At 46.2% G+C, this 21,740-nt stretch carries 24 protein-coding genes; 12 read left to right on the plus strand and 12 right to left on the minus strand.

Features of this window, described 5'->3' with window-relative positions:
• Positions 1-23: 23 nt before the first annotated feature.
• Positions 24-1,253, minus strand: a complete 1,230-nt coding sequence (locus tag AAHN97_RS24385) for a histidine kinase (RefSeq protein WP_343304709.1) — start codon at positions 1,251-1,253, stop codon at positions 24-26.
• A 128-nt stretch (positions 1,254-1,381) separates the two neighbouring features.
• On the opposite strand from AAHN97_RS24385, the gene pheS reads away from it, so the two are divergent.
• Genes pheS through AAHN97_RS24400 form a run of 3 tightly spaced genes read left to right on the plus strand, consistent with a single transcriptional unit; the run spans position 1,382 to position 4,338 of the window.
• Entirely contained in the window at positions 1,382-2,410 is a 1,029-nt protein-coding gene (pheS, locus tag AAHN97_RS24390; protein ID WP_430516953.1) for a phenylalanine--tRNA ligase subunit alpha, read from the plus strand.
• Between the two features lie 57 nt (positions 2,411-2,467).
• The gene (locus AAHN97_RS24395) at positions 2,468-3,310 is read left to right on the plus strand and encodes a 3-hydroxyacyl-CoA dehydrogenase NAD-binding domain-containing protein (RefSeq protein WP_343304711.1); all 843 of its coding nucleotides are present in this window, start codon (positions 2,468-2,470) and stop codon (positions 3,308-3,310) included.
• Between the two features lie 35 nt (positions 3,311-3,345).
• Positions 3,346-4,338, plus strand: coding sequence for an NAD-dependent epimerase/dehydratase family protein (locus AAHN97_RS24400; RefSeq protein WP_343304712.1), 993 nt, complete (start codon positions 3,346-3,348; stop codon positions 4,336-4,338).
• On the opposite strand, the gene AAHN97_RS24405 is transcribed toward AAHN97_RS24400, so the two are convergent.
• The 3 genes from AAHN97_RS24405 to AAHN97_RS24415 form a co-directional block, all read right to left on the minus strand.
• Positions 4,306-4,992, minus strand: coding sequence for a hypothetical protein (locus tag AAHN97_RS24405; RefSeq protein WP_343304713.1), 687 nt, complete (start codon positions 4,990-4,992; stop codon positions 4,306-4,308). The two genes, AAHN97_RS24400 and AAHN97_RS24405, sit on opposite strands and share 33 nt — an antisense overlap.
• A 13-nt stretch (positions 4,993-5,005) precedes the next feature.
• Positions 5,006-5,947: a UDP-3-O-(3-hydroxymyristoyl)glucosamine N-acyltransferase gene (locus tag AAHN97_RS24410; RefSeq protein ID WP_343304714.1), complete on the minus strand. Its 942-nt coding sequence runs from the start codon at positions 5,945-5,947 to the stop codon at positions 5,006-5,008.
• A gap of 433 nt (positions 5,948-6,380) precedes the next feature.
• Positions 6,381-7,007, minus strand: coding sequence for a Crp/Fnr family transcriptional regulator (locus tag AAHN97_RS24415; RefSeq protein ID WP_343304715.1), 627 nt, complete (start codon positions 7,005-7,007; stop codon positions 6,381-6,383).
• Between the two features lie 149 nt (positions 7,008-7,156).
• Here AAHN97_RS24415 and AAHN97_RS24420 point away from each other — a divergent pair, with 149 nt between their 5' ends.
• The 7 genes from AAHN97_RS24420 to AAHN97_RS24450 all read left to right on the plus strand — a co-directional run bounded on the left by AAHN97_RS24420 (position 7,157) and on the right by AAHN97_RS24450 (position 12,755).
• Positions 7,157-7,744 carry a pseudouridine synthase gene (locus AAHN97_RS24420; protein WP_343304716.1) on the plus strand — a complete coding sequence of 196 codons (588 nt, stop codon included), beginning with the start codon at positions 7,157-7,159 and terminating at the stop codon, positions 7,742-7,744.
• A 69-nt stretch (positions 7,745-7,813) separates the two neighbouring features.
• Positions 7,814-8,689, plus strand: a complete 876-nt coding sequence (locus AAHN97_RS24425) for a YicC/YloC family endoribonuclease (RefSeq protein ID WP_084185748.1) — start codon at positions 7,814-7,816, stop codon at positions 8,687-8,689.
• Positions 8,690-8,713: 24 nt separating this feature from the next.
• Positions 8,714-9,199, plus strand: a complete 486-nt coding sequence (locus tag AAHN97_RS24430; protein ID WP_343304717.1) for a gliding motility lipoprotein GldH — start codon at positions 8,714-8,716, stop codon at positions 9,197-9,199.
• Positions 9,200-9,205: 6 nt separating this feature from the next.
• The gene (locus AAHN97_RS24435; RefSeq protein ID WP_343304718.1) at positions 9,206-10,222 is read left to right on the plus strand and encodes a sensor histidine kinase; all 1,017 of its coding nucleotides are present in this window, start codon (positions 9,206-9,208) and stop codon (positions 10,220-10,222) included.
• Between the two features lie 62 nt (positions 10,223-10,284).
• Positions 10,285-10,995, plus strand: a complete 711-nt coding sequence (locus AAHN97_RS24440; RefSeq protein ID WP_074241694.1) for a response regulator transcription factor — start codon at positions 10,285-10,287, stop codon at positions 10,993-10,995.
• 269 nt (positions 10,996-11,264) lie between these two features.
• Positions 11,265-11,960: a sensor histidine kinase gene (locus AAHN97_RS24445; RefSeq protein ID WP_343304719.1), complete on the plus strand. Its 696-nt coding sequence runs from the start codon at positions 11,265-11,267 to the stop codon at positions 11,958-11,960.
• A gap of 51 nt (positions 11,961-12,011) precedes the next feature.
• Positions 12,012-12,755: a LytR/AlgR family response regulator transcription factor gene (locus AAHN97_RS24450; RefSeq protein ID WP_343304720.1), complete on the plus strand. Its 744-nt coding sequence runs from the start codon at positions 12,012-12,014 to the stop codon at positions 12,753-12,755.
• Here the strand turns inward: AAHN97_RS24450 and AAHN97_RS24455 are convergent.
• From AAHN97_RS24455 to AAHN97_RS24465, 3 genes are all read right to left on the minus strand, one after another.
• On the minus strand, positions 12,750-13,505 hold the full coding sequence (locus AAHN97_RS24455; protein WP_343304721.1) for a tetratricopeptide repeat protein: 756 nt from the start codon (positions 13,503-13,505) through the stop codon (positions 12,750-12,752). The two genes, AAHN97_RS24450 and AAHN97_RS24455, sit on opposite strands and share 6 nt — an antisense overlap.
• 6 nt (positions 13,506-13,511) lie before the next feature.
• The gene (locus tag AAHN97_RS24460) at positions 13,512-15,449 is read right to left on the minus strand and encodes a BatD family protein (protein WP_343304722.1); all 1,938 of its coding nucleotides are present in this window, start codon (positions 15,447-15,449) and stop codon (positions 13,512-13,514) included.
• A 96-nt stretch (positions 15,450-15,545) separates the two neighbouring features.
• Entirely contained in the window at positions 15,546-16,253 is a 708-nt protein-coding gene (locus tag AAHN97_RS24465) for an SDR family oxidoreductase (protein WP_343304723.1), read from the minus strand.
• A gap of 96 nt (positions 16,254-16,349) precedes the next feature.
• Here AAHN97_RS24465 and AAHN97_RS24470 point away from each other — a divergent pair, with 96 nt between their 5' ends.
• Positions 16,350-17,045: a YjjG family noncanonical pyrimidine nucleotidase gene (locus AAHN97_RS24470; protein WP_343304724.1), complete on the plus strand. Its 696-nt coding sequence runs from the start codon at positions 16,350-16,352 to the stop codon at positions 17,043-17,045.
• Between the two features lie 414 nt (positions 17,046-17,459).
• On the opposite strand, the gene AAHN97_RS24475 is transcribed toward AAHN97_RS24470, so the two are convergent.
• From AAHN97_RS24475 to AAHN97_RS24495, 5 genes are all read right to left on the minus strand, one after another.
• Positions 17,460-17,687 carry a hypothetical protein gene (locus AAHN97_RS24475; protein ID WP_343304725.1) on the minus strand — a complete coding sequence of 76 codons (228 nt, stop codon included), beginning with the start codon at positions 17,685-17,687 and terminating at the stop codon, positions 17,460-17,462.
• Positions 17,688-17,725: 38 nt separating this feature from the next.
• Entirely contained in the window at positions 17,726-18,382 is a 657-nt protein-coding gene (locus AAHN97_RS24480) for a phosphatidylserine decarboxylase family protein (protein ID WP_343304726.1), read from the minus strand.
• 67 nt (positions 18,383-18,449) lie between these two features.
• Positions 18,450-19,334, minus strand: a complete 885-nt coding sequence (locus AAHN97_RS24485; protein WP_343304727.1) for a phosphatidate cytidylyltransferase — start codon at positions 19,332-19,334, stop codon at positions 18,450-18,452.
• A gap of 30 nt (positions 19,335-19,364) precedes the next feature.
• Positions 19,365-19,598: a putative signal transducing protein gene (locus tag AAHN97_RS24490; protein WP_074241684.1), complete on the minus strand. Its 234-nt coding sequence runs from the start codon at positions 19,596-19,598 to the stop codon at positions 19,365-19,367.
• A gap of 3 nt (positions 19,599-19,601) precedes the next feature.
• Complete coding sequence (locus AAHN97_RS24495) at positions 19,602-20,528, minus strand: CPBP family intramembrane glutamic endopeptidase (RefSeq protein WP_343304728.1); 927 nt, start codon at positions 20,526-20,528, stop codon at positions 19,602-19,604.
• Between the two features lie 122 nt (positions 20,529-20,650).
• Here AAHN97_RS24495 and dusB point away from each other — a divergent pair, with 122 nt between their 5' ends.
• Positions 20,651-21,721, plus strand: coding sequence for a tRNA dihydrouridine synthase DusB (gene dusB / locus AAHN97_RS24500; RefSeq protein WP_343308284.1), 1,071 nt, complete (start codon positions 20,651-20,653; stop codon positions 21,719-21,721).
• The last annotated feature ends 19 nt before the right edge of the window (positions 21,722-21,740 follow it).

A 21,740-nucleotide genomic window follows, 5' to 3' on the forward strand; every position in this document is an offset into this window, starting at 1 on the left:
TCCATAATTCCATAAAAAGATTTTTAATCCAGGTAAGCAGTTCCCATACCGGGTGCTATTTCAAAAGCAATATTCACTTTTGTGCCTTCTGCCAGGCCATCTTCGCTATAGAGGTCAAATACATGGATGTTGAAAGTAGTGTTGAACAATGCTTTATAGAGTTCCACCCGCTCCATGCAAAGGCTCATTCCTTTGGAGGCATGGGATTCTCCCCGTAAGCCATTTCCCTGCCTGCGGGATGATTGCTCCCGCCCAATGCCGTTATCCAGGATCTCACACATCAACACGTCCTCTTTCAACCTGCGCCAGTGGATCTGTAACTTCCGCTGTCCTTCTTTGTTCATGAGACCATGCCAGATAGCATTTTCGAGGAAAGGCTGGATCAACATACCGGGTACAAAAAATTCATCCGGGTTGATCCCTTCGTCTATCAGAATGTTGAACTCGAACGGTTTACTGGTCCGCAAAGCCTCTATTCTGAGATAATGTTGCAGCAGGTCTACTTCTTCCCGCAGGGAAATAAAGTTCTTTTCAGAATGCATCAACACCATCCGCAGCAGTTTCGCAAAGTTGGAGAGGTACTCAGATGCTTTATCGATCTCTTCTGCAAGGATGCAGTTATAGATACCGTTCAGGCAGTTGAAGAGGAAGTGGGGATTCATCTGGCTTTTGAGGGTCACCAGCCTGAACTCTGCGAGCTGTTTATGCAGCAATTGTACTTCCAGCTCCTGCCTGCGGGCTTTTTCTTCTATTAAAGACCGGCCTATTTTGGAGGAACAGATGGCCGCGATCTTTTCGAGCATGGCCAGGTGTTCAGCCGTATAGAAATACTTACGTGGGTTTTCCGTGTCAATTACGCCGATCACTTTCCTTTCGTAGTAAATGGGCACGGCCAGTTCTGAAAGCCGTTTTTCATCATCAACAATATAACGTGCGTCTACAGTAGTATCCGGTACTATTTCAGCCCTGCCGGACAATGCCACATATCCTACAATTCCTCTGCCCAGGGGTATTTCTATGGGATCGCGGATCTCAAAACGCTCAGGATTTTTAGGGCCATAAGCTGCTTTCTGGATCAGTACGTTGCGGTCTTCATCCACCAGGTAGATCACGCAGTCTTCCAGGTTGAGGTGGGAGATGCAGTTCTTGGCAATATCCCAGAGGATATCGTCTACCGTGTTTTTGCCAAAAAGGGAGGTGGTAAAGTAATTGAGGGTGGCCTCTGCTTTATACTGACGCTTATAGCGCAGCATTTGCCGGTATATCCCGGCAATCAGCAGCAACAACACAGAAACAGTTATAATATATACAACGACAGACATGGTTACAAAAACTCCCAAAAAGTACTCATTTTTATCCACAGCACGTTATATTTGTGGCCATGGAGCAGATAGTGCAGCAAATAGAAGCATATAAGCAGGAGATTGCCGCTTTCCAGGCCAAAACGGCAGAGGAGCTGGAACAATTCCGTATTAAATTTCTCGGAACAAAAGGCATTGTAAAAGGCATTTTCGGGGAAATGAAGAACGTTGCCAACGAAAAAAAGAAGGAGTTCGGCCAGGTGCTGAATGCCTTCAAACAATTGGCAGAGGCTAAATACGAGGAGTTTCAGCAGTTGAAGGAAGCAGGAAATGGCGCAGCCGGCGAGCTGGACCTTACCCTTCCCGGTGAACCCCACAGGCTGGGTACCCGCCACCCTATCAGCCTGGTAAGGAATAAAGCTATCCGCATCTTCGAAAGACTGGGTTTTACCATTGCGGAGGGCCCTGAAATTGAAGACGACTGGCATAACTTCACAGCGCTCAACCTGGCAGAAAATCACCCGGCCAGGGATATGCAGGATACTTTCTATGTGCAGAACAACCCGGACTGGCTGTTGCGCACCCATACTTCCTCTGCCCAGGTAAGAACAATGGAACTGGGGAAACTGCCCATCAGGATCATCTGCCCGGGCAGGGTATACCGTAATGAAACCATCAGCGCCCGTGCACATTGTTTCTTCCACCAGATAGAAGGTCTTTATATAGCAGAGAACGTATCCTTTGCAGACCTCAAACAAACCCTGTATTACTTTGTACAGGAGATGTTCGGGGAGAACTTTAAAGTGCGTTTCCGCCCTTCTTATTTCCCCTTCACAGAGCCCAGCGCAGAAATGGATATTTCCTGCCTGATCTGCGGCGGCGAGGGTTGTAATGTATGTAAACACACCGGTTGGGTAGAGATCCTGGGTTGCGGAATGGTACATCCGCAGGTGTTGGAAAATTGCGGCATAGACTCCACCAAATATACCGGCTTTGCATTCGGAATGGGTATTGAAAGGCTCACCATGCTGAAATACCAGATCAAAGACCTACGGTTATTCTCAGAAAATGATCTTCGCTTCCTGAAACAATTCCAGGGAGTGTTATAACGAATATCGAAAGTGACAGGTAACACCGCCTGTCACTTTTTTTTAATCCCCCAACTAATGCTGAACACCATAGCAATTTGCGGAGCAGGGACCATGGGCGCAGGGATTGCCCAGGTTGCAGCCGCAGGAGGTTTTAAAACCATCCTGTTCGATACAAGAGAAGAAGCCCTGCAGAAAGCCATCACACAGATCAGCCGCAACTTACAGACAGCCGTAGAGAAAGGGAAGCTGGATGCAGCGCAGCCCGCTATCATTCTTTCCCGCATTTCCACAGTGCATGATGCACAGCAATGTGTGGCAGATGTGATCATAGAAGCCATCGTAGAAAACATTCCGGCCAAAGTAGCGCTGTTCAATCAACTTGCAGGCTTAAACTCCCCTGAGACCATCTTTGCCACCAATACTTCCTCCTTATCTGTTTCCGATATCGCCAAAGATGTACTACATCCGGAGCGTGTAGCCGGCATGCACTTTTTCAACCCTGCGCACCTTATGCAACTGGTGGAAATTGTAAGTGGCAGGGCAACCGATCCGGCTGTTGCGGAGGTATTGTATGCACTCACAAAACAACTGGGCAAAACGCCCGTGCGTGTAAAAGATGCTCCGGGTTTTATTGTGAACCGTGTGGCAAGACATTATTACCTGGAAGCCATGCAGGTGGCATCAGAAGGTACTGCATCGCTGCAAAGCATAGACAAATTGCTGGAAGCAACAGGTTTCAGGATGGGCCCTTTTGCTTTAATGGACCTCATTGGAAATGATATCAACTTTGCCGTTACCACTTCTTTATACGAAGCATTCAACCATGCTCCCCGTTTTAAACCAGGTCAGCTTCAGGCAGATAAAGTCGCCAAAGGAGAACTCGGCCGCAAAACCGGAAAAGGTTTTTACAACTATTAAATTACATTTGTGCCTTCATTAATACACATGAGATCATGATACTGGTAACCGGCGGTACTGGTTTTTTAGGCAGTTACTTATTGCGGGCCCTTGTGCTGGCCGGCAAACCGGTACGTGCATTATACCGCCGGCAGATCCCGGAACAGATCAATGATATTAAAGACCGGGTAGAATGGGTGAAGGGCGATGTACTGGACATTGGCTCACTGGAAGATGCCATGCAGGGTGTTGAACAGGTCTATCATTGCGCCGCCGTTGTATCTTTTCAACCGGACAAGCGCGACTATCTCTTAAAGGTGAATATAGAAGGCACGGCAAATGTGGTGAACATTGCCCTGGATGCCGGCGTAAAAAAACTGGTACATGTAAGTTCCGTTGCTGCCATCGGCAGATCATTAACACAGGCAGAACTCACAGAAGATATCCCTTGGGAAGAAAGTAAGAACAACTCCAATTATGCCATCAGCAAACATGGCAGTGAAATGGAAATATGGAGAGGTATTGCAGAAGGGCTGGATGCCGTGATCGTGAACCCCTCTATTATTTTAGGCAGCGGCTTCTGGCATGATGGCTCCGGTATGTTACTGAAGAATGCCTGGAAAGAATTCCCTTATTATACGGAAGGCATCAATGGTTTTGTGGATGTGGAAGATGTAGTGGAGGCAATGATAAGGTTGATGGACAGTGAGATCAGCGCCCAGCGTTTTATTTTATCTGCAGAGAACTGGCCTTACCGGCAATTGTTTACTACAATGGCAAATGCCCTGGGCAAAAAGCCGCCACATATTGCCACTAAACCCTGGATGGCTGAATTGGTATGGAGACTGGAAAAAGTAAAAGGCCTCTTGAGGGGTAAACGGCCCTTGTTAACAAAAGAAACAGCCCGAACGGCACAGCTGAAAGTATATTACAACAGTGATAAGATACGTGCCGCCTTACCTTCTTTCCGTTATAAACCCCTGGAACAAACCATCACGGAAATCTCCAAAGCCTTCCTACTTAAACAGCAAGGCAGCCATAGCGCCTGATAATGTCTGCTGCAGATCGGCATCTGCTTTTGTATTGATCCATGCTTTGGGAGCATCCCCTACAATTACAGCAGCAACGGGAATACCTTTCAACTGAAATTCATAACAGGTTTTCTCATAACTGTTCCTGATACCGAAACGGTTATGTACGGTTACCCTTATTTCTTCAGTAGCTGAACGAAGTACACCTACTGGTTTGTTTTCGTTCAGCTCAAGGAAGGATAGATTGCGTTTCAGGATCAGTTCCCAGGTCTTTAATGGCGTTAAAGCAGTTGCCCCTACATGAATATACCATAAGGGTGCATCTCCCGATAACCCGTTCAGATAAGATGGTAATGTGCGGTTGGAAAAAGTAATGGCATTTGTACTGAGCAGCTGAACGGGAACCTGCACATCTTTGCCTTTCAGGGTAAAGTAAAAGGCATCGCTGGCCTGTTTGATCTGTTTGGCAGGAGAATGATCCGCCACTCCGTTTGAACGGGAAGTAGTGTTGTATGCTCCCAGTGAAATTGTTTTGGCGCTTAACCAGCCGTCTTTGATCTTAACGGCTAACTCATTTTCCGTGGTATAGAGATCAGGCGCTTTAACAATAGTGGGTTTCACTACTGAGCAGGCAAGGAATGGAAGGCAGCCCATAATGAGCAGTCGGTACATCTTAAACATAGTATTAACTGTTGATCTTTGCCCAGATCTCCGGGATACGTTTTACCCAGGCTAATTCTTTTTTCTTTTCACGGGCTTCTTCTATCGGTGAGCCAAAATAGGTTTTACCTCCTTCAACGGAACTGGAGATACCACTTTGTCCTAATACAACAGCTCCCTTTCCGATGGTAAGGTCTTTATTCACACCTACCTGTCCCCAGAGGATCACATTATCCTCCACATGTGTTTTACCACCTATACCAACCTGTGCGGCAAAAAGGCAGTTCTTTCCGATCACGGCACCATGTCCTATATGCACCATGTTATCAAATTTGGTCCCTTGTCCGATGATGGTGTCGCCACTTACCCCTTTATCGATGGTACAGCTTGCGCCTATTTCCACATGGTCTTCAATGATCACCCTTCCGCAGCTTTCCAGTTTGTCGTACATCACTTCACGTTCTGCCCGTTTCTTAAAGTAAAAGGCATCGGCACCGATAACGGTACCTGCATGAATGATCACATTGTCCCCGATGATGGTATGGTCGTAGATGGTAACGTTGGGATGGATAAGACAGTTCTTTCCGATGCGCACATGATGGCCAATGAATACGTTTGGCTGAAGGATGGTTCCTTCACCAACTACTGCCGTATCACTGATAGGGGTAGTTGCGGGAACAAAGGGCCGGTAGCGTTTCACCAGGCTCACGAATGCACTGAACGGATCATTGATCACCAGCAGTGCCTTACCTTCCGGTGCAGGTACTTTCTTGTTGATGATGATGATGGTGGCAGCAGAGTTAAGGCAGGCATTGTAATACTTCTCAAAGTCAACAAAGGAGATGTCTCCTTCCGTTACTTTATGGATCTCATTAATGCCGGTAGCCATCAACTGATCGTTACCTGTCAGCTCTGCTCCTATGAGCGTTGCTATTTCTTTTACCGATATTGGTTTCTCAAACTTCATATGAACTTCGTTAAAGTGATGGCAAAGTTAGGGGGCGTTATCCACAATTTATTTCAGCGTGTGAATAAAATTTATTGCATTTTTTTTCTTTTGTGATGAAATTCTTTTTAATATTGTGTAGGGAATTTTATTTCCCTGTACTTACTAACCCATTCACATAACAAGAAAGTCTGATTGTTCCAACGGTCAGACTTTTTTTATTGCCTCTACAACCCGCGGCAGCAAAGTGTTTCAGACGATCATACTTTTTCATATCAACGAATGTATGTTGTAATGCCTCTCCGTTTTGAAGGGATTTTTGCCCTTTAGCGGGTCCGCCGGTTTTTCCGGTTTCTCCTCCTTTTTACCCTTTAAGCTCCCTTTTTAACAGAAATTTTTTCAAAGAAGGGTACTTCAGGGCATAAATTTTAACGAATTAAACGGATAACCGGAATCAATCCTGGAGATTAGCCATTTTTATGAGTTGCTGAAGGCGTAAGATGCGGATCTTCTTACCTGTAAGATCAATCACCTTCTCTTTCTTAAACTCAGAGAGGAGGCGGATTGCAGACTCTGTTGCAGTACCTACGAGGTTGGCGATCTCTTCTCTGGAGAGGGTTACATTAATGGTTTGATCGTCTTCCTCCAGGCCATATGTTTCTTTGAGTGTAAGCAGTGTTTCAGCCAAACGTTCCCTTACCGGTTTCTGTGAGAGGTGCGTGATCTTTGTTTCTGCTCTTCTCAGTTCGCTGGTAAGTATCTGCATCATCTTCAAGGATAATACATTATCCTTTTGCAGGAGATGCAGGAACAGGTCGCGTGGTATGAAACATACGGCGCTATCTTCCAGAACGGTAGCAGTAGCTGTGTATGGTTCATTGCTAATGAGTGCTTTATAGCCGATAAGATCACCTGGTTTTACCAGGCGTATGATCTGCTCTCTCCCTTCATCTCCTGAATGGGATAACTTAACCTTTCCGGTGTTGATACAATAAATGCCATAGGGATGTGCTCCTTCCTGGAAGATCACCTGACCTTTCTTATAGATCGCGCATTGTTTGGCGTTGGCGATCTCTTCCATGTGCTCTGGTGAGGATGTGGAAAATATATCGCTTAGATATTTGTTGCAGAACCGGCATTTTGTTTGATCGCTTAACATGTCATTCTCATAAAACCGCCAATGATGGGCCAAAATTACTAATTTACAGGCCCTTAACCAATACAAGTATTGTGAGCCTTCACTATTTTATCGTGTACAAGCCTTATGAGGTATTGACCCGCTTCGGGAAAGAAGGTGATAAGGCTGTATTGTCTGATTTTTTCAAGGTCCCCCGGGACGTTTACCCGGTAGGCCGGCTGGACTATGACAGCGAGGGCCTCCTGATCCTCACCAACGATAAATCTCTCAACCACCGCATTTTAGACCCCCAATTTGCCCATGAAAGGGAATATTGGGTACAGGTGGACGGTGCAGTGACCAATGCCGCCATTCAACAGCTCAGGGAAGGCGTTTCCATCAACATAGATGGCAAAGCTTACCGTACCCGGGGTTGTGATGCAGCCATCTTTACGGAAGACCCTTTTGTGCCGGACAGACATCCTCCCATCCGTTTCCGCAAACATATTCCGGCCCCCTGGATCCGTTTGATATTAAGGGAAGGAAAGAACCGGCAGGTACGTAAAATGACCGCTGCTGTTGGGTTTCCAACGTTGAGGCTTATCCGTTACCGGATAGAACAACTGAGCATAGATGGCATGCAGCCCGGTGATCTTGTGGAGCTTTCCCGGCCTGCTTTATACAATGCGCTTTTCAAATAGACCAAATGATTGTGCATCAATCAGAAATATGGCTTAATTTAACTAGGTTTGCCACAATAAACAGATAATATGCTCAAATCCATGACCGGCTTCGGCCGAGCGGAGATAACAAGGGGAGAAACCACCATTGTAGCAGAGATCAAATCGCTGAATGGGAAACAGTTTGAGGTGAACCTTAAGATGTCTCCGTTGTTAAAACCCTACGAGTTCGATATCCGCAACCTCTTACAGCAGGAACTGCAACGCGGTACGCTTGATGCTACCATCAATATCAAACAGAATGGTGCCACCCGCCCCGTGGTGATCAATACGGAGCTGGCCAGGTACTATCACCAGGCACTTTCTACTATGGCCACTGAACTGAACCTTCCCCAGGAAGACATGCTCAATGTGCTGATGAAACTCCCGGAAGTAGTAACCCCTGCCTCTGAACAACTGGCCAAATCAGAATGGCTGGAAGTAGAAGCCATCATCCGTTCCGCTATTGCTGAAATGGATGCTCACCGTATCGATGAAGGCAATATGCTGGAAAAGGACCTACTCCTCCGCATAGATAACATCATCCTGTATACGGATAAGGTACGTGAACTGGATCCTTTAAGGAAAGACCGCGTGCGTACCAGGCTGGAATCTCTGCTGGCGGAATATGTAGGGAAGGATAATGTGGATGGCAACCGCCTGGAGCAGGAACTGATCTTTTACTTAGAAAAACTCGATATTACAGAAGAACTGACGCGCCTTGCCAATCACTGCCGCTACTTTAAAGACATCCTTGCAGAAGCAGATGCCGCTAAAGGTAAAAAGCTGGGATTTGTGTTACAGGAGATAGGCCGTGAGATCAATACAACAGGTTCCAAAGCCAACGATTCCGCTATGCAGCAATGGGTAGTGATGATGAAGGATGAACTGGAAAAAGCAAAGGAACAGGTACTGAATGTGCTGTAATTCCTATAAAAAGATCCCCTGAAGATGAAACTGCGATTCAATTGCCTCCTGTTATGTATGCTGGCTGTTGCCTGCAAACCACCCAGGATGGAAACCTTTGAAAAGAACCGGGACATTCCCCGTTCTCAATGGACGATAGATAATAAACAGTCCTTTGAACTGGAACTTGCGCCGGAGGATACCGCATTCTATTACAACATGTACATCAATGTAAGGCATACGGATGCTTATCCTTATAGCAACCTCTGGCTGCTGGTGGGAACACAGTTACCTGGAGACAGTACTTCCGCTATCCGCCGGATAGAACTTCCATTGGCCGATACGTATGGTAAATGGCTGGGAAGCGGTGTGGATGATATCTATGAACACCGCATTCCCATTCAGCAAAATGCTATCCTTCCAAAACCCGGAACTTATCGTTTTACTTTTGAGCAGAACATGCGTCAGAACCCATTGCCGGAAATGCTGAGTGTGGGGCTCCGCATAGAAAAAGCTGCTCCGCGGAAATAATTGAGCATGAAGAAATCCTCCTCCGGCCTGCAAAGCAGGAAGGTGATCACCGGCATTTATGTTTTTGTGCTGGCATATACAGTGCTTCAGCTGTTATGGTGGGGAGTCCTGCTGCATCAGCAAAGCAAACAGATTGCAAAGTATGAGCAGCTGGAACTGACGCACCGGGTACAGGAACTTACACAGCCTGCGCAATTCATGTCTGAAATGCAAAGGCTGCATAAAGAACAGCAGATGCGTACGTTCAAATATGTTGGGGAAGGCATCATTTTCCTGGTACTGATCCTTGCAGGCGCTGCACTCGTTTACCGTGCTGTATGGAAACAAATGAAACTCTCCCAGCAACAGCAGAACTTTATGATGGCAGTGACGCATGAACTGAAAAGCCCCATCGCTGTCGCTAAACTTAACCTCGAAACATTAAGGAAGCATAAACTGGATGAAGAGAAACGGTTAAAGTTGCTGGATACTACTATCCGGGAAACCAACCGGCTGGACCAGCTATGTAATAACATCCTGCTGGCCTCCCAGTTTGAACATCAGAAGTACCAGCCTTTCCTGGAACAGCTGGATTTTTCCAGCCTGCTGAAAAGCAGTATGGAAGAATTACAAGGCCGTATTGCCAGCCATCCCATAAAAGCCGATATTGCACCTTATATATGGCTGAACGCGGATAAGTTCATGATGCAGCTGATGCTGAACAATCTTGTGGAGAATGCCGTTAAATATGCTCCCAAGGGTTCTGAGATCAACGTCCGGCTCTTTATTGAAGAAGAAACGTTAAAACTTACGGTATCGGATGAAGGAGAGGGTATACCACCGGCAGAAAGGAATAAGATCTTCCTGAAATTCTACCGCATTGGTAACGAAAACACCCGTAAATCCAAAGGTTCAGGTCTTGGACTATACCTGACCAAAAAGATCGTGGAACAGCATGGAGGCACTATTACCGTAAGGGATCATACCCCAAAAGGCACCTGCTTTGAGATCACCTGGAATGATTATTCCTTACAATCTGTATAAAATTAACCAGTTGTGCGTAATTTTATAGGCAATTACCGTTCACCATTCACCAATGCATCAATATGAAGGAAGCGACGAAAGCATCAATATTGCTGGTAGAAGATGAAGAAAATCTCCAGGAAGCACTTAAGCTGAACCTGGAGCTGGAAGGATATGAGGTAACGGCTGTGGACAATGGGACCAGTGCATTGAAAGCCGTTAAGAACGAATACTTTGACCTGATCATTCTCGATATCATGCTGCCCGAGATGGACGGCATCGCTGTGTGCGAAAACATCCGCATTCAGAATAATGAAGTGCCCATCCTGTTCCTCAGCGCCAAAAATAGCAGTGCAGACAGAGTGCTGGGGCTGAAAAAAGGCGGGGACGACTACATGACCAAGCCCTTCAACCTGGAAGAACTGCTCCTCCGCGTAGAGAAGCTGATCGTAAAGAACAAAAAGATCCAGGAAAAGGATAACGTACCCAATATCTACCGCTTTGGCAATAATATGATAGACTTTGCTGCACAAGAATGTGTAGGTAAAGACGGCAAACACCATGAGCTCTCCAAAAAAGAGACCATGCTGCTGAAACTGCTCATAGAAAACAAAGGCGAGGTAGTAACCCGCGAAAAGATCCTCCAGGTGGTTTGGGGTTATAATGTTTACCCTACAACCCGTACCATAGACAACTTTATCCTCAATTTCCGCAAGTATTTTGAGCAGGACAGCCGCAATTCCCAGTACTTTCATTCCGTTCGCGGAGTAGGGTATAAGTTCACAGATGGCTGATCACCAACTATCCCCCCTCCGCTGCCATCCGTAAGGCTGCTGCTGCCAGCTACTCAATCCCCCTTTTTCAGGGTGGGAAACAGGGCTATATTTGGCAGGCTTAGGAATTTTAAAGTATGTATAACCCCCTTAACGGATCCATCATATTGTATACATCATGCATTGTTCAACCCTTAACGGGAAAAACGGTCTACTGGATCATTTTTTTTGTGGTCATCGGAATACTCGGAGCATTATTCTGGTGGCGGGAGAAGAAACTTCGCAGAAATATGCAGGCAAGGATCGCAGCACAAAGAAGCCGCGCGTCCCTGGAATTGCATGCATTCCAATCCCAGATGGACCCCCATTTCATCTTCAACAGTCTGAATGCTATTCATAGTTATATCCTCTCCGCCAGTACGGAACAGGCCTCTACTTACCTTACCCGCTTTTCCCGCCTGATGCGTTTTACGCTGGAGAACAGCAGCAAGGAATGGATACCATTGGAAGAAGAACTGGAAACACTTGAACTCTATCTGCAACTGGAACAACTGCGGTTTGAAGGACAGTTTGAGTATGAAATACACACTGCCCCTTCATTGGATCTGCAGATGCTGGTACCTCCTTTCATTGTTCAACCTTATATTCAAAATGCCATCTGGTACCGGCTTTTACAAAAAACACCGGAACATAAAGGCATGATCAGGATAGAAATTGGGCAGAATGAAGATGAAGTGTTCATCCGTGTAGAAGATAATGGTGTGGCAAGGCAAAGCATGTTTCACCACCACCAGCAAAGAACTGCAGGTACCCGTGTGGCAGCTGAAAGGCTCCACTGGATGAATGCCCGCTATCATACACATGCGGCTATCAGTACCGGTCACCTGTTTGACCCCCATCATAATAAGACGGGTACTTACACCCTTTTTCACTTCCCCAATGTCACTACCACCTCTCTTCCCGAAGAAGAGCAGATTTTTAAGTAAATTCGATGTGCGAATAGTGAACAGAGGATCAACCAAAAGCATTTTACCTATATGCACGCCGTTATTATAGATGATGAGAAACATTGCCGCGATGTGCTGCAAATGCTAATAGAACGCCATTGTCCGGAAGTAACGATAGACGCCCTTTGCGGGGATCCGGAAGAAGCTTTGAAAGTGATCGAAAGATTGCAACCTCAGCTTGTTTTCCTGGATGTGGAAATGCCCGGCATGAATGGGTTCGAATTACTTGAATCCTGCGTCCGCCGCAGCTTTTCAGTGATATTCACCACTGCTTACGATCAATATGCCATCAAAGCCATCCGGCATAGCGCCCTGGATTTTTTATTAAAGCCTATCGATAAAGATGAGCTGGTGCAAAGTGTGCAAAAAGCACTCACACAAACCGCTAATTCCGCTACCAAGGTAGATGCCCTCCTGCAATTCCTGCATCAGCATGTACAGCCGAACGAAAGGCTGGCCCTGCCTACGGAAGATGGTTTGCGCATGATACCGGTAAAAGATATCACCTATTGCGAATCCGCCGGTGGTTATACGAAAGTGTTCATGGCACAGCAGGGTACGCCTACACTCATTTGCAGATCCCTGAAAGAAGTGGAAGAAGCTTTGAGAGAGAAAGGCTTCTTCAGGGTGCATAACAGTTATCTCATCAATCTCTCCTATATGCACAAGTACATTAAGGGAGATGGCGGCGAGATCATTATGACGGATGGAAAGAATATCCCCGTTTCACGGAACCGCAAACAGGATTTTTTAATGCGGATAGAAAGGTTATAGGTTGCGGATATCTTTCACGGCTATCCAACCGGTTTTACCATCAGACAACCGTACCTTGGAAAAATCTTTTGTGCTGTCCAGTACCTTTATTTTAATCCCTTCCTTTATTTCGAAGAGGTCTTTGCTGCCTTCATCCGGTGCGGATTTCACTTTGCCATTCTTCATTACAATGGCGCTTCCGCTGTTGTAGGCTTTATTCTGCATCCAGATAGCCATACTGAAATATCCAATGAACAGGATACCTGCAACGAGCATCCCCCAACGAAAAACAGGGCGTTTCATATTGGGCACGAAAAAATAAACGATGGCCAGTGCGGCCAGGATCCAGCAAAACACAATACTACCGGTAGCCCATCCTGCAGCAGTATGTATCACCTGTAACTGCAGCCACCATTTTTCAAAGAAGAGCAGTGGTAATGATTCCAGGTTATTCCCTACCTGCTGATTAGCCAGTGCCAGGTTCTGTTCTATCTGTTCATCTCCCGGTTTAAGGCTGAGGGCTTTTTCAAAACTATATACGGCCATGCCGGTCTGGCTGCTTTTATAATAAGCATTCCCTGCATTGTAGTAAAGGTCTGCCACCTGGTAACCGGAGTCTATCAGCTGCTGGTATTTATCCGCGGCTTCTGCATATTTCTTCTGTTCATACAGCTTGTTGGCTTCCGTGAACAGAACAGGGTCCTGCGCATACAGCGCAGTACCTAAGAACAATAAGATGTATAACAGGGGATTTACGAATGAACGCATCATAGTCTATTATTTTCCGGCCCTTCCTTTTAGTTCTTCTTCAACAGAACTGATCACCTGCACAGCCTGCTGGTAAGCATCCTGGCGATGTTCATTACTGCTCACAGGCGCATAGAGTGCTGTTTCGCATCTGTCTATCAGTTCTATCAATTGTAATTTGGTTGTTTCTTTCAGCCGGTCGCCCAGTTTATCCTGCACCACCTGTTTGCTCAGCTCTGCCATGGGGATCTTTAACTTGTGGCTGAGGTATCCCCAGGTAGCACGGGAAGTTTCTTCATAGAACGCTTTGTCTTTTCCCTCTTTCAGATAACGTGCCGCCAGTTCCAACCGTTTCAACGCTACTTTGTTGGCATGTTTATGTTTCAACATGGCCACATTGCTCTGCTTAAAGTTTTCACGTTTGCGGTACCAGGCCATTCCTGCTACACCCAGTAAAGGTAATAATAACAGGATCCAGAAAAGGGGTTTACCAAAGAAGAAGGGGCTGTGTTTACTCCAGCGCTGACCGGAAGTACGGATATTACCCAGTTCCGTTTTGCCGCCGAAGTCTTCTTTTTCTTTCTTCGCCAGTTTACCTGCAATCACATGTAAAGGGAAGGCGGAAGACTGTAATACTTTATAGGCATTGGCGGCAGGATCAAAATACGAGAACTCTACCGGTGGTAAAGTATGCTCTCCTTTTTCCTGCGGCATTAATACATACTGGAAGATCCGGGAACCGCTGAGCGGGTTACTGTTCTTATCGATATTGTCGGACAGTGTGGGATCATATTTCTCGAATGCAGTCGGAATGTTTAAAGGCGGCGGATTCAGGAGGTTCACATTTCCCTGCCCTGCAATCGTCACTTTCAGTGTGAGGGCATCATCTGTGCTAAGGTCTTTTTTATCCGCAACGGCCGTCATGGTGAAACGCCCTACGGCTCCATTGAAACTGGCCGGGCGCCCTGCAGTGGGTAATGGTTTCACATTGATCTTCACTACCGGGCTTTGGATTTTATAGGGTACTACTTCGTATTGTGGATTGCCGAAGGGATCATCAAAGAACGGATCATCAAATGGGCTTGCGCCGAATGCATCCCTGAAAGGATCATCACCGGACCTTTTCTTTCTTGCGCTGGCCATGGTTACCAAATGCACCTGGTTATCCACTTCTGCGGGATCCAGTTCCAGCTGGCCGGATTGTAAGGGGAATAATAATGTTTTTCGGATGGTGAATACTTTATACCGTTCTCCGTTCACGATCTCTTCTGTTGCCTGCGGAGGATTGGGCAGTTCAATATCCCTTGCTGAAAACCCTTTGAATGCAGGCACTTTGGTAACGCTTGAATTTGTCGGGAGGCGGGTATAGAGTTTATAAGTAGCTGTTAATTGCTCTCCTTCGTATACAGTGGTTTTGTCTACGTCAACCCGCACAAAAAGGTTCCTGCGCAGTTTCTCTTTTACATCTTCTCCTTTCTTTAAAATGCCGGGCTGATTTTCATATCCGTTATCAGGGAATGCTCTCCGTTGATAAGGCTGTTGTTGCTGCTGCGGTAATTGCGCGCCCTGCCCTCCTTTCACCACTTCAATATTCACGGGGTTACTTTTCACCAGTTTGCCATCTACCCTTGCGGTGGCTCCGGGAATGGTGAAAGAACCTGCTTTTGTTGGCTGCAAGATGTAACTGAATGCGATATAGTCTGTGCCCTTTCCATTCACATAGGAACTCCCCTGCATTTGCTGAGGCCCCTGTACAACATTAAAGCCGGTGAATTGTGGTGGCGAGAACTGGCTGAGGTTAACAGGATTTTCCAGCATGAACTGAATATGCACCATCTCATCCATTGCGATGGTATTCGTGTTCACAGCTGTGGTAAAACGAAATGTCTGCGCGACAGTTGTAAGTGTTGCTGCACAAATCACAAGCAGCGTTAGTAGATACTTTTTCAAACTGATATTGAAGTTCATCCTGGAAACAAATTTAACCAATGCTTACGGGGCCTATTGCGATCACGCGTTAAAAGTTAGTTAAAAATCTTGTAAGATTAGCCACTAGTAAGGATTTCACTCAATATCACCCAACATAGGGCGCATGAGTATATCTTCTACAACTGCCTGCTGGCTAAGGTTATACGCGGCCCATATCATGGCTGCCACATCTTCTGGTTCCATCAAACGCCCTGCAGGACCGTCAAATCCTTGCCAGGAAGCTGTTAAAGTGGGGCCTGGACTGATAGAGGTGACCTTTACATTATGGGGCTTCAGCTCTTCCCGGAGGTTCTGGGAGAAACCCAGGAGCGCGAACTTGGTAATGCTATAGGATCCGCCATTGGGGTATGCTTTATGGCTGGCTGTAGAGCAAAGATTGAAGATATGCCCTTTTTTTGCCGCTTTCATACCAGGCAGGAGATCGCGGGTAAGATGGTAGGCGCTGTAGAGGTTTACGGCCATCATTTTTTCCAGGTGCCCGTCTTCTTCCTCATGTACGGCACCAGGTACAAAAATACCTGCGTTGTTCACGAGTATGGCTGGGGCGGCTCCAAAGAACGTACGTACTTTTTGCCCGAAAGCCAGTACCTGCGCCTTATCACTCATATCTACCTTTTCTGCCAGTACTTTTACATGTTGCCGTTGTGCGGTAACGGCTGCTGTTGCTTCTTCCAATGCGGAAGTATTGCGTGCACAAATGGCGATATCAAATCCTTCTGCGGCCAGCTTTATGGCCACTGCCCTGCCAATTCCTTTACTGGCCCCGGTTATTATTGCATACATACCTCTAAAATAAGCTAATGCGGCATTCCCCCAAACAGGTGTGCGCGGGAAATAGTAAATTTGTAGCGGAGAACATTGCCAACGACCCGATTTTTTATGAGATATAAACATATTTTCTTCGATCTGGACCACACTTTGTGGGATTTCGAAGCCAATTGCATAGAAACGCTACAGGAACTTTATACGGAACATGCGTTGGAAAAAAGAGGCATTCCTTCTTTTGAAACATTTTACGCTTCTTACTCCGTGATCAATGATAAATTATGGGACCGTTTCCGGAAAGGGCTCATCACGCGCCAGGATCTGCGTACCAAACGTTTCTCTTTAACCTTCCTTGATTTCAAGATAGGGGATGATAAGCTGAGTACCGCTATGGGTAAGCGGTTCATTGAAATACTGCCTACTAAAACTGCGCTATTTCCGCATGCGGTAGAGGTGTTGGATTACCTGCAGCAGAAGAAGTACCCCATTCATATGATCACGAATGGTTTTGAGGAAACGCAACTCCTCAAGATGCAGCATTCTGGGATACAACATTACTTCACGCACATCATTACATCAGAAACCTGTGGTAGTTTGAAACCGCATCGTGAGATCTATGATTTTGCGGTGAACCTTGCATCCACTACTGCTTCCGATAGTATTATGATCGGAGATACATTGGATGTGGATATACTGGGAGCACAGCAGGTAGGGATGGACCAGGTGTATTTTGCGCCGAATCAAATTGTAGAGGGGGTGAAGCCTACTTATACGATCAAGTGTTTGAGTGAGTTGAAGGCGATCTTGTAGAGACTCTGCCGCGCAGCAGAGGGCGGAGGTTTTTTCTTTGTTAAGAGTAAGAACCTTATTGGGTAGCAAAGGGGGGGCTTTTGTTAAGAATAAAAGACTTACTGAGTAGTGGAGGGGTTTTCTTTTGTTAAGAATAAAAGACCTTGCCGCGTAGCAAAGGGAGTAGTTTTTCACTTTATTAAGAATAAAAACCTTACTGAGTAGCAAAGGATTTTTCTTTGTTAAGAATAAAAGACCTTGCCGTGTAGTAGAGGCGGAGGCTTTTCTTTTTAAAACAAAATACGCAGCAGAGGGCCGTGGTTTTTACTTTATTATTAAGAATAAAAAGAACACCCCCACGCACAATGTACGTGGGGGTGTTTATATTTTTAGCAGCTACTGCATGTTTGCACAAAAGCGGCTTTTTCTTTTAGATCACCCTTTCGCAGCAGGCTTTGCTTTCTTGGCTGCGCTGGCGGTTTTCATGGCAGCAGCTTTGCTGGGCATACAGCAGGATTTGCCTTTTGCGGTTTGTTCCTGTTTGCAGCAATCTTCTTTTTTCTCACAGGTAGCTTCTTTCTTCTTAGCAGTTACTTTTTCCTGTGCAAGCATGGGTCCGGCTAATAAGGTGATGGCTGCGAGTGCAAAAAATAATTTCTTCATGGCTCAGGTCTTTTTAATGTATATGGAAGATAGTAAAATTAACCCAACCGTGCAATCACCGTCTGGCCACCTTTTACGTTCTGCTCTAAAGCCACATCTACTTTTGTGCCTACAGGTAAGTAAATATCTACCCGGGAACCGAATTTGATGAATCCCATCTCTTCATTCTGTTTCACCTGCATACCTGCTTTCAGATAATTTACAATCCTGCGGGCAAGTGCTCCGGCAATCTGGCGGACCAGTATTTCCTGACGGCCATTGCCAATAACAACTGTATGGCGTTCATTTTCTGTGGAAGATTTCGGATGCCAGGCCACCAGGTATTTACCTGCATGGTATTGGCTCAGCTTCACTTCTCCGCTGATAGGGTTCCTGTTCACATGCACATTGGCAGGACTCATAAAGATGGAAACCTGTAATCTCTTGTCTTTAAAGTATTCTGTTTCAACCGTTTCTTCAATCACCACCACTCTTCCATCTGCCGGAGCGATCACCAGTTGTTCATCCTGGTTCAATACCCGGTTAGGTATGCGGAAAAAGGAAATAATGAAAAGGAATAAGATCAGGGAGATGGCTGATACCGTCCAGCAAAGAACAGGATTGGCCGGGAACCAGTAAAATAAAGCGCCGTTCAGCAGTGCCAATACAACAAAGGTTAGGGTAATGGTAGCAGTTCCCTCGCGGTGAATAGTCATTGTTTTTGTTTTCGTTTAATTTCTTTGCCGGTTTTTCAGCGGTACGAAGGTATGAAGAAAATACCTTCTATTTAAAAACAAAGAGCAGTACATAGATCCATGCAAACGGGGCCGCTACCAGCAAGGAATCGAAGCGATCCAGGAAACCTCCGTGGCCCGGCATTATCTTACCGGAATCTTTTACGCCAGCCATTCTTTTCAGGCGGGATTCCAGAAGATCACCCGCAGAACCAAAGATAGCGGCGATAGTAGCTAAAGCTATCCAGTGAGGCCAGTACAGCAGCTCATTCCCCCAGAAATATCCATAGATCCCGGCGGCGGCAATAGCCAGTACCATTCCGCCTACAGTTCCTTCAATGGTTTTCTTTGGTGAAATGGAAGGGAAAAAAGGTGTGCGGCCAATGAGGGAACCTACAATGTAGGCCATGGTATCGTTGATCCAGATAAAAAAGATCAGCAATAAGGGGATCAGTGCCCCATACATGCTGAATGACAATGATTCCGTGAGAGAGCCGCCCTGATGCCCTACGCGGATATCTACCAGCAGTCCCAATGGAACAGTTACATATAAGAGACCAAGGAGGGAATACCCGATAAATTTCAGGGTGAAGTTCTTACTCATAAGTATCTCTCCGAGTGGAAGTACCAGTATGAAAATAAAGGCGGTGACCCAGCCTATTTCGCCCAGGGACAATTCCCCGAAACTGAAGTTAGGTCCTGAGAAAGCCATCATGATGGCGCAGCCTGCTACCAGTACACCATACTTATGCCAGGGCGAAATTTCATTGTACTCCGGATCGATCAGCCTTACCAGTTTGAAATATTCTTTTAAGGCAAAGAAGTTGATCAGGAAAAATAAGAGGAAGAACGTGTAATCATTATACAACATGCCTCCCAGCATGATTGCTACAAAAAACAAAGCAGTAATGGTACGCGTGATAAAGGTCTTCATTCTTTACTAGAAGTTGGATCGGGCGTAAATCTACAGATTGTTTTCCATCTTCCCTTCCTGACTTGCGGCAATCAGTTCTTTTGCTTTCGCTTCGTTGGAATTATGTACGTACACTTCATCCATACCCGGTAACATTTGCACAAAGGATGAATCCTGGCGGTTCACTACCACGGCATCGATCTCATTTTCGAGCAGCATTCCTTTGATGATCTCCGCTTCAAAGGATATATTACTGCCAAATACTTTAACCCAGTCTTTTTCCATATTTCAATCTTTATTAAATATTGACTCATTATCGTTTTCTTCTTCTTCCGGCTCTGGCGGTAATGCAAAAGTCTGGCCAGCCAATTTTGCACGTTGCTGCAGTTGCCATAACAGGATGCCGGTAACCGCTATACTGATGAAAACAAAGTACAAGGGTACATGTTCATCTTTGGTGGCATCATAGCTGATCAGCTTAATCTGGTAAAGATACACTAACACTACTTGCAGCCCATTGTTCAAAAAATGCCCCGCTATGGGTAACCAGAGGTTGCCCGTTACAAAGTATATGGCGCCCATCAGGAAACCCAGCAAAAACCGTGGCATAAATCCGAGGAACTGGAAATGGATCACACTGAAGATAATGCCGGTGATAATAGCAGCCACCCAGCCGTTCTTAACCATTTGCGTCAGGATCCTTTGCACTACTCCTCTGAACAGTACTTCTTCTGCGATGGCGGGTAATAGGGCCAGCATAAAGAGGTTCAGGAACATGGCCCCTATGTCCGGCATATCCAGCAACCGTTTTGTTTGTTCGGCCAGGCTTTCTTCCAGGTCCCGCAGGCTTTGCGGAATGGGCCAGGAGGTATTCCATTCACTCAATGCGCCTACCAGGGGCAGGGAGCAAAAGATGATCAGTAATGCCAACAGCAATTGCACCAGCTTTGGTTTTTGCCTGATACCCAGGTAGGTAGCCGGTTCAGGATGTGTAAGGTAGGCAAAGAGCAAACCCGGCACCAGGAAGCCCACTACAGAATAGAGCATCTGAAAGACCTTCATGGCAAAGATGAAGTTCGGGCTGTTCCAGGCTGCGGGATCTTTATAATCCCCTATCGTGTAGCCGCCACTGATAGCAGGGAAGAAGGTGACCATGCCCAGTTGTGTGATCAATACAAATCCTATCCAGATGCCGAAAATAGTGGCCAATTGCATGAAGGGGGAATATTGCCTTAGGTAGCCCATAAATTATCGCTGTAGTATTTTTGCGTAAATTTACAGTGTGTTTGCCAGTTCAGCGACAAAATAAAAGGTGGCAACATATGAATCCGAATTATATGGTGAAAATAGGAGATATTGAATTGGGTGAATTCCCGTTATTACTGGCGCCCATGGAAGATGTAAGCGATCCCCCTTTTCGTGCAGTGTGTAAAATAAACGGGGCAGATCTGATGTATTCGGAGTTCATTTCTTCGGAGGGCCTTATCCGTGACGCCATTAAAAGCAGGCAGAAATTAGACATCTTTGATTACGAACGCCCTGTAGGTATTCAGATCTTTGGCGGCGATGAAGAACCCATGGCTATGGCAGCCCAGATTGTGGAAGCCGCCAATCCTGACCTGCTGGACATCAACTTCGGCTGCCCGGTAAAAAAAGTGACCTGTAAAGGTGCCGGAGCAGGCATCCTGAAAGATATTCCCAAGATGGTAAAGCTTACAGCAGCTGTGGTAAAGGCTACCCGCCTGCCCGTTACTGTTAAGACCCGCCTGGGTTGGGACGATGATACCAAAAACATTGAGGAAGTGGCAGAACGCCTGCAGGATGTTGGGATTAAAGCCCTTACCATCCATGGCCGTACCCGCACACAAATGTATAAGGGTCATGCGGACTGGACCCTGATCGGGAAAGTAAAGAACAACCCCCGGATCAATATTCCCATTTTCGGGAATGGCGATATCTGTACACCTGAACAGGCAAAGGCCGCCAGGGAAAGGTTTGGAGTAGATGGCGTGATGATCGGCCGTGCGGCTATCGGCTATCCCTGGATCTTTAATGAGATCAAGCATTTCCTGAAAACCGGCACGCATTTGCCACCACCGACTGTAGCTGAACGCGTTAAGGTATGCAAACAGCACCTCCGCCATTCCATCAGCTGGAAGGGAGATGTGGTGGGTATCCTGGAAATGCGCAGGCATTATACGAATTACTTAAAAGGCTTACCCCATATCAAGGAATTCCGCTCACAATTAGTAACTTGCAATACAGCGTCAACCATAGAAGAAGTACTGGATGCTGTAGCATTACAGTATAAAGATCATATATTTGAGAGGACAATGCCCCCAATGAACGAACCAGTGGACGTACCAATTCATCCTGATATGGAGTTAGCGTGTGGTTTCCCAGATTAAATCAATCCCAAGTTGAATC

The organism is Chitinophaga niabensis (assembly GCF_039545795.1).
Lineage (GTDB): Bacteria > Bacteroidota > Bacteroidia > Chitinophagales > Chitinophagaceae > Chitinophaga > Chitinophaga niabensis_B.